The organism is Fusicatenibacter sp. (genome assembly GCF_050872605.1).
GTDB lineage: Bacteria > Bacillota > Clostridia > Lachnospirales > Lachnospiraceae > Fusicatenibacter.
Genome location: NZ_JBNMHD010000038.1, coordinates 25,529 through 33,458, shown reverse-complemented (window position 1 = coordinate 33,458; position 7,930 = coordinate 25,529). Strand labels below are relative to the sequence as shown.

Annotated in this window: 7 protein-coding genes; 4 read left to right on the top strand and 3 right to left on the bottom strand. The window is 45.9% G+C overall.

All coding sequences use genetic code 11. The features are described 5' to 3' along the window. Window positions 1-2: 2 nt before the first annotated feature. Entirely contained in the window at window positions 3-1,151 is a 1,149-nt protein-coding gene (locus ACY2VT_RS11345; RefSeq protein WP_461879965.1) for an SLC13 family permease, read from the bottom strand. A gap of 88 nt (window positions 1,152-1,239) precedes the next feature. Between ACY2VT_RS11345 and ACY2VT_RS11340 the strand changes: the two genes are divergently transcribed. From ACY2VT_RS11340 to ACY2VT_RS11330, 3 genes are all read left to right on the top strand, one after another. Then, window positions 1,240-1,554: a hypothetical protein gene (locus ACY2VT_RS11340; protein WP_461879964.1), complete on the top strand. Its 315-nt coding sequence runs from the start codon at window positions 1,240-1,242 to the stop codon at window positions 1,552-1,554. 728 nt (window positions 1,555-2,282) lie between these two features. After that, window positions 2,283-2,747: a low molecular weight protein-tyrosine-phosphatase gene (locus ACY2VT_RS11335; RefSeq protein ID WP_461879963.1), complete on the top strand. Its 465-nt coding sequence runs from the start codon at window positions 2,283-2,285 to the stop codon at window positions 2,745-2,747. A 229-nt stretch (window positions 2,748-2,976) separates the two neighbouring features. Beyond that, the gene (locus ACY2VT_RS11330; protein WP_461879962.1) at window positions 2,977-4,875 is read left to right on the top strand and encodes a glutathione S-transferase C-terminal domain-containing protein; all 1,899 of its coding nucleotides are present in this window, start codon (window positions 2,977-2,979) and stop codon (window positions 4,873-4,875) included. A 122-nt stretch (window positions 4,876-4,997) separates the two neighbouring features. Here the strand turns inward: ACY2VT_RS11330 and ACY2VT_RS11325 are convergent, their stop codons facing one another. Further along, entirely contained in the window at window positions 4,998-5,252 is a 255-nt protein-coding gene (locus ACY2VT_RS11325; RefSeq protein WP_461879961.1) for a heavy-metal-associated domain-containing protein, read from the bottom strand. 288 nt (window positions 5,253-5,540) lie between these two features. Here ACY2VT_RS11325 and ACY2VT_RS11320 point away from each other — a divergent pair, with 288 nt between their 5' ends. Beyond that, complete coding sequence (locus tag ACY2VT_RS11320; RefSeq protein ID WP_461879960.1) at window positions 5,541-6,443, top strand: helix-turn-helix transcriptional regulator; 903 nt, start codon at window positions 5,541-5,543, stop codon at window positions 6,441-6,443. A gap of 10 nt (window positions 6,444-6,453) precedes the next feature. On the opposite strand, the gene ACY2VT_RS11315 is transcribed toward ACY2VT_RS11320, so the two are convergent. Then, window positions 6,454-7,788, bottom strand: a complete 1,335-nt coding sequence (locus ACY2VT_RS11315; RefSeq protein WP_461879959.1) for an MATE family efflux transporter — start codon at window positions 7,786-7,788, stop codon at window positions 6,454-6,456. Window positions 7,789-7,930: the final 142 nt, after the last annotated feature.

Sequence of the window (7,930 nt, the reverse complement as noted above, 5' to 3'; positions counted from 1 at the left end):
CTTTATCTAAGAAAAAAATACAATATTAACATGAATATCATGAATATAATATTGGAGGCTGTGAATATTCCCAAATACTTCCCTCTCAGATTCCTGTTTTCTTTTGCAATATATTTGAAACTTATCAGGCTTGCCATGGATGCAATCAGAGTGCCGAGACCTCCAATATTGGTTCCGACAATTAAAGCCCGGTAATTATCTGTAAAGCCGGATAAAAGAAGCGCAGCGGGAACATTGCTCATAATCTGACTGGCAAGAACAGCAGTAAGTGTTTCCCTTCCTGCCATGATTCTTTCCAGAAAACTGCTGAATTGCGGAATCCTTCCAAGGTTGCCGATAAAAATAAATAATGCGATAAAGGTGGCAAGCAGGGAGTAATCCACCCTGCTTATATTTTCCCTGTTTCTTAGCAGCATATATATAAGAACCAATACAAGAGGAATCTGGTATGGAATGATACGTGCAACAGTGAGCAGGCAGATTGTAAATAAGATCAGGTAAGCGGCCAGGTATTCCATGTTAAGTTCTTTTCTGTCAGAGAATCCCAAAAGAGTTTTATTTTTTTCGGAACCGCATACGTGAGGTGCTTTGGCAGCGGCTACCTGTATCCATATCAGAAGAAGGATAAGTGCTGTGGCGGAATAGGGAAGCATCAGGGTTATTAATTCTGCCGCGGACATCCCTGCTCTGGCATATAGATAAAGGTTCTGCGGATTTCCGATTGGTGTGAGCATGCTTCCGAGATTAGCAGCGATTGTCTGCATGGCTACTATTTTAAGAAGCCAGTAATTGCCCAGTTCCTTTGGCAGTTTATGCACAATGATCAGTGCAAGAGGAACAAAAGTAATCAATGCCACATCATTGGTGATCACCATTGACAGGAAGAAACATAAGAGTACCAACAGCCTGATCACACCCACAGTTCTCGATGTTCCCATCAGCAATTTTTTGGCAAGTATATCAAAAACACCAACAGCCTTCAAACCAGCTACAATTGCCATCAAACAGAAGAGGAGCCCGAGAGTCCTGAAATCGATATAAGTAAAATAAGCCTTATCCGGTCTGACCCAGAACATAGAAAGAAGCGCCAGGACCACTGCAATTGACAAAACGGTTTCTTTCCTGAAAAAAACATATAATTTTTGTAACATAATATTTCCTTTCCGGTCTGATACGACCGCGTATAAGTATATCACAGAAACATCCAGAAAAAAAGAATATCATTTTGTATTGTGGATTGTGTTTGCGATTACCGCCTCATTCCTGTATAATAAAAATGTTATCAATGGCGACATCATTTCAAAAGTTCAGAATATGAAAGGAAAACGTTTTGGAAGAACTATACAGAAAATATCAGGGAAAACAATAAAAGATGACTATGGGAAAAATTCCAAGGAATTTATAGATTTTGCAAATGACATGAAAAAGAGCATGAAAATTAATGCCGCAAAATATGGATTAAGGCTTATTACCTTTGAGACGGGGCATTACGATATGTGCGGATATTTTAAGGACAACGAAACAAAAAAAGTATGCATATTTTTCATTCCATGAATGCAGGAACCACCCCATAGATTTCGACATGATGAACTCTAAGGGATTTCTTGTCCGTTCTGCAAAAGGATTGAAGGGATTTTTCCAATTTTCTCTATTTTTTTCATAATGATCACCACTTTACAACTTTTTCATAAAAAAATATCGTACAGGGCTTTCTGATGTATAATGAATTTAACCCAAAACATTACAAAGGAAAGTGACCCTGTACGACAAAAACATTATACAACGAAAAGACTCTGACTGGTAAACTTCACAAATATTTTTTGATTTATTTTGAAACTTTTTCTGTTCCGACAGCATATACCTTATTTCTGCTGATATTATCCATACTGACCTTAGAATCTGCACATTCCATCCGGTTTCTGTATCAACATTTTTTATCCGAAATAACGGAGAAATCACTGAATATATTTTATTATGTATGTTCCTATAATATTGGATATGGATGTTCATGTAATGCAGTTAAATGATTAAAGTGAAGAAAGATTTTAGCACTGCATTTTAAAGATATTAGAAGATTAATTAAGTTGGGAAATTTGTTTGAGCAGTAGTCTGCACCTCCTAAACTGACTACGATTTGACTACTACAGACGGAAGTGATTTGCTTCATTTTGCATTTTTTTGTAAAAAATGTAGTAAATAAGAAGAAAACTACGATACCATGAAATGCTGATAAAACCTTGCAAAATACGGCATTTCACGGCAATTTGAGAGGAGAAAAAACAATGATTCAAGTACTTTTCGTATGCCACGGCAATATTTGCCGTTCGACTCTTGCTGAGAGCGTTTTCACACACAAAGTAAATTCCCTCGGCCTTGCCCACAATTTTGAAATCGACAGCTTCGCCACCAGCCGCGAGGAGATCGGCAATCCGCCGCATTATGGTACGGTGAATAAGCTGCGAGAGGAGCACATTCCGCTCGTGCCGCATCACGCGAAGCAGATTACATGGAAGGATTACGAGCGCGCCGACTACATCATCGGCATGGATACCGCGAATATCTGCAATCTGAACCGGATGCTGAAGAATGATCCGGATGGAAAGGTTTACAAATTTCTTTCCTTCGCCGGTTCCGGCCGCGATATTGCGGATCCGTGGTATACGGGAGATTTTGAGACGACGTACCGCGATGTCGTGGAGGGATGCAACGGCTTTCTGGCGTATCTGCGTCGGGAAGGAAAAATCTGAAAAACAAAAAGCGCCGAAAACAAGGCCAGTGCCCATTTGCAGAGAATGCGGCACTGGCCTTTTACTATAAGAAAATCCTATAGCCACTCCAAAAAATTAGCAATTAGACGTAATCAGACAGATATGGTATGATAACTGCATAGAAAACATAGCGAAATAATAGGAAAATAAAAGCTTTCCTATTTGAAAATTCATTCGATAGAACACGCGAAAGAGAGGCAGAAAATCAATGGCGAATTATGATTATGAGATTGTAAATGGAAGAAAAATCCGCGTAAGACCAAAAGAAACCGTATCGGAGATCGACAAAAACGGCTATTTCCGCAGACAGCCGAATCACTTCACGACTCCGTTCGGCGACGGTGAAAACGATCTGAAGGCAGAAGGTAATAAGAGATACCGTCTCGTCTGGGCAAAGCTGTGCCACTGGTCCAACCGCGCGGCGATCGTAAGAGAGCTGGAGGGTCTGGAAGATCAGATTTCCGTCAATATGGTAGAACATGCCCCGCATGAGAAAAACCTTGGCTGGGAATACGTTTACAATGAAAACAACATCGACCCGGTGCTCGGTGATCAGTTCCTCTCTGAGGCGTATTACCGTGCTGATGATGATTACCAGGGAAGAACGACCGTTCCGGCGCTGATCGACACAACGACGGGAAAGGTAGTCAACAACGATTACAACTGGCTGACCACTTATTTCGAGGTCAACTTCCGCCCATGGCACAAAAAAGGCGTGCCGGAGCTGTATCCGGTGGAGCTGCGGGAAGAGATTGACAAGATGAATCTCTGGCTCTTCGATAATATCAACAACGCGGTATACCGCAGTTCCTTCTCCAGAAGCAACGAAGGCCATTTCGACGGTGTGAACACCTTCTACACTGCGATGGACCGCCTGGAAAAACGGCTGGAAACCAATCGTTTTCTCTTCGGTGATTACGTAACTGATTCCGATATCCGCCTGTACGTGACACTTGCCCGTCTGGACATCCGCTATACCGCACAGCTCGGCGAGACGAAGCATCCGCTCTACACTTACAAAAACCTGTGGGGCTACGCAAAAGAGCTGTGGGAGATCCCGGCATTCAAAAATAATACCTTCTTTGCAGATTTTGCCGTGCCGCCGGCAGACGCCAGGGGAAGCGTGGAGCGAAGCTTCAATGTCCGCTTCTTAAAACAGCTCGATTTTGCACAGTTCTGGGGCAATGTGGACGATCGTTCTGCTTTATCGAGTGATCCGGAGCACAAACTGAAAGCAGAGACCGATGCCGGAACTGCACGAAGCGATGCAGATGTTGAAACAGAAAAGAACCGTGAGGATGCCGCAATCTATGCGAAGATTCACGCCATCCCAAGCACAGAATTTGCAAAATATACCGAGGAGGAACTGCCGACGAAGAAAGATCCGGCAAGCCTTCCGCCGCTGGCTGATACTAGAGAAGAAGATTATCAGACGATTCTTGCCGAAATCCGCGGACTGCCGGACGGACCGGAGCTGTCACCAACAGCAAATGCAAAATCGTCCACAGCAGCCGCTGAAGAAGTAAAGAAAAAGATCACTGAGCCGCTGGATACGATGCTGAATGCCGTAGAACTGGCACAGTACGTAGAAAGTGCAAAACAGTTCTACGGAGCCCTCGAAGAACTCGAAACAGCACTTGGAGCCACCCATTTCCTGGCAGGAGACTTTGTGACCGAGGCAGACGCAGCGCTTTATGTTACCCTTGTGCGCTTTGACCTCTTATATTCCCGTTACCTCGGACCGGTGAAATACCGTGTGCAGGATCTGAAAAATGTTTCGGATTACTTAAAAGATCTGTACCAGATTCCGGCATTTGCACATCACACAGATTTTGCAGCCATCATCCGCCAGGGAAGAATTGAGGGAGAGGAAGACGGCTTCCGCGCCAGCACACACTATGATCTGGCACTTCCGAAGATTGACTGGGATGCACAGTGGAAGGTTTTGACCGAGCGCGCCTGCCTGTCCTCAGACCCGACCCATCCGATCTATCTTGGAAACAACCGCAGATTCGACATCGACCCGACCTGGTACGATCTGGGCGCAGAATCTCCGAAAAAAGAGGAGAAAGAAACGCCGCCGTCCTGCGGATGCTGCTGCGGCTGATCAAATCATAGATAAAAAATAGAAAACACCGTTTCAGAGGCAGATTTCCGAAAGGAAATAAACTTCTGAAACGGTGCTTTTTTCCGACGCACAAACTGCAAAAGGAAAGGCATGAAATCCGCTTATCGTCCGAAATGGAAAAAGCCCTTTTTCTCATACGACTCACTCGTATACGAAACCAGCTCATATCCGATGTCCTTGATCTGCTGTTTCAGATACGGGATATCGAGCGGCGCTTCGCTGATGACAACGGTCTCGCCGTTTTTTGCAGAAGAGTTTACTTTCTTTGGAGAGCAGCTCTTGCGGACTACATCATTCATATGGGATTCGCACATGCCGCACATCATACCATCAATTTTTAAGACTGTTTTAATCATACAATACCTGCTTTCTTCCGGGAATACAGCGAAACGAAAGCGTGCCGGACTGTATTCCTGGAGTTTGATGAAAAATTTGAAATCGCATACCCTATCGGGGTATATAAAATATAGCGCGGATGAAAAGAAATGTCAATAAGCTGATAAAATATGATAATTATTATCATTTAAGAAGGAAAATACGGTCATGGAAGGGCGATTCGCCGGCAGAACATGGAAACTTGCCGGAATCGCAAAGTTCGTGTTACAATTGGGACAGCAGAGCAAAACAAGAGAGGAGACAAAAATATGCTCTCACAGATGAATTACCGAAAAGAAACACAGCCCCACGGCGATGAGCTTTTTCCGCTGAGCATTCACGTTTTCGAGACAGACCTGCAGAGCACCGTGCGGGTGTACTGCCACTGGCATGAGGAAGTGGAGCTCTTTTATGCAGTAAAGGGCGAAGCTGTTTTTCATATGGATACCGAGACCTTTCTCCTGCGGGAAGGGGAGACCGCCTTTGTCAATGCAAACCGTCTGCATGAGGTAGAGGGAATCGACGGACAGGAATTTACGTTTCTTGCCGTTGTATTCCAGCCGCGTTTTCTGTCCGGCACATCGCTTGACCGGATCCAGCAGCAGTATATCGAACCAGTGCTGTCCTCCGAGATCCGTTTTCCATCCAAGACAGAGCGGGGAACACGCCTTGCAGAAAAAACGGCGCGGGCCATGCTGGAGATCCGAAATCTGCAGGAAAGAAAAGAGCCGGGCTGGGAGCTGCTGTTAAAAGCGGAACTTCTGAGAATCTGGCAGGGATATTACAGCGCGGCAGAAAAGAATAGTGGAAAAATGGATGCCTCGACGAATTACCGTGTCAGCAGAATGAAAGAGATCCTCACATACATGAATGCTCATTTCTGTGAGGATCTCGAAATCGCGGAACTGGCGAGTCAGTTTCATATGAGTGAGAGTGCTTTCTGCCGCTTCTTTAAGTCGATTATGCATATTTCCGCCGTGACGTATGTCAATAACCTGCGGATTGCCGAGAGCTGCCGGCTGCTGCTTTCCACCGAGGAGGCGATCAGTAAGATCGCGGGCGACTGCGGATTCCGAAATATCAGCTATTTTAACCGCGTCTTCCAGGACCGCATGCACCAGACGCCGGGGCAGTTCCGCAGTTTATCCGCAGAAAACCGTACTGCGATATAAGATTCGGAACTTATGCAGGCTTCTGCGATCGGAATGCACGCCGCAGGAAGAAAAGTCCGGTCATATCAGCCAGTGCCCAGCCGATCGGAATGGCGATCCAGATTCCGGCAACGCCAAGCGCCGTGGCGGAGAAAAGGTATGCCAGCGCCACACGCATGCCAAGCGAAATGACGGTCAGAACAACCGACATCTCGGCGCGTTTGACAGCGCGGTAATACCCGTACAGCAGAAACAGCCATCCGATGCCGAGATAGAACGAGCCTTCCAGCCGCAGGTACTGTACGCCGATCGCGATGACCTCCGTTTCTGATGCTTTCACGAAAATCTGCATCAGCGGATGCGCGAACAGATTGACAAGCAGAGAAATGACGATGGAAAAAGCAGCGCTCAGTGCAAAAGCATCTTTCGTGCCGCGCCGGATCCGCTCGTGATTTCCGGCCCCGTAATTCTGTGCGGTGAAAGTGGAGTAGGCATTTCCGAAATCCTGCACCGGCAGATAAGCGAACGTATCAATTTTCACCGCAGCCGCAAACGCCGCCATGACTGCCGGACCGAAGCTGTTGACGAGCCCCTGGACCATCAGAATGCCGAAATTCATGACCGACTGCTGAATGCAGGTCATCGAAGAAAGACTCAGAATCTCTTTTAAAATGGAATGGCTGAAACGCCATTCTTTTTTTGACGGCAGCCACATGCGGCAGCGGAGCAGCACATAGAGCAGAATACCGACGGCGGACACGTACTGCGCAAGAACCGTAGCGAGCGCCGCGCCTGCGATGCCGAACGGCAGTACAGCGACAAAGAGCAGATCCAGTGCAATGTTCAGCACAGCAGAGACAGCGAGAAAAATCAGCGGCACAGAAGAGTTTCCGAGCGCGCGCAGCATACAGGAAAAGAAATTGTATACGGATGTTGCAATAAGGCCGGCAAAGATAATCAGAAGATACGTCCGCATGCCGGGACGGACTTCATCCGGGACGCGCAGAAACGTAAGGATCGGATCGATGCCGGCGTAAACAGCAAAATTCAGCACAAGCGTAACGGCAAGGATCAGCAGAAACGCATGGAGAATGGAAAGCTTTAAGGAAGAAAGATCCTTCCGTCCCTGATAAATCGAAAAGAGCGCACCGGCGCCCATTGACAGACCGAGAAAAATGGAAGTCAGAAACGTCATCAGCGTATAGGAGGAGCCGACGGCAGCGAGCGCATTGCTTCCGAGAACGCGTCCGACGATCAGGGTGTCGGCAATGTTGTAAAACTGCTGCAACAGATTTCCTGCGATCATCGGCAGGGCAAACAGGATAAGAGAGCGGGAGATTTTCCCGCGGGTCAGATCGTAATACATAAAGAAACCTCTTTCCGGACATAATTGTTAATATTATAACATACAAAATCAAAAAATGTCAATTTGCAGGATGAAGTGCATAAAAATGCAAATGTCAGAAAATTTCGAAAAATAGAAGTTTATAAAATTTTTACAGATTTTG

Excerpts from the sequence above, each read along its gene's own strand:
- ACY2VT_RS11345 (WP_461879965.1), bottom strand. The coding sequence starts at position 1,151 with ATGTTACAAAAATTATATGTTTTTTTCAGGAAAGAAACCGTTTTGTCA.
- ACY2VT_RS11335 (WP_461879963.1), top strand. The coding sequence starts at position 2,283 with ATGATTCAAGTACTTTTCGTATGCCACGGCAATATTTGCCGTTCGACT.
- ACY2VT_RS11330 (WP_461879962.1), top strand. The coding sequence starts at position 2,977 with ATGGCGAATTATGATTATGAGATTGTAAATGGAAGAAAAATCCGCGTA.
- ACY2VT_RS11325 (WP_461879961.1), bottom strand. The coding sequence starts at position 5,252 with ATGATTAAAACAGTCTTAAAAATTGATGGTATGATGTGCGGCATGTGC.
- ACY2VT_RS11320 (WP_461879960.1), top strand. The coding sequence starts at position 5,541 with ATGCTCTCACAGATGAATTACCGAAAAGAAACACAGCCCCACGGCGAT.
- ACY2VT_RS11315 (WP_461879959.1), bottom strand. The coding sequence starts at position 7,788 with ATGTATTACGATCTGACCCGCGGGAAAATCTCCCGCTCTCTTATCCTG.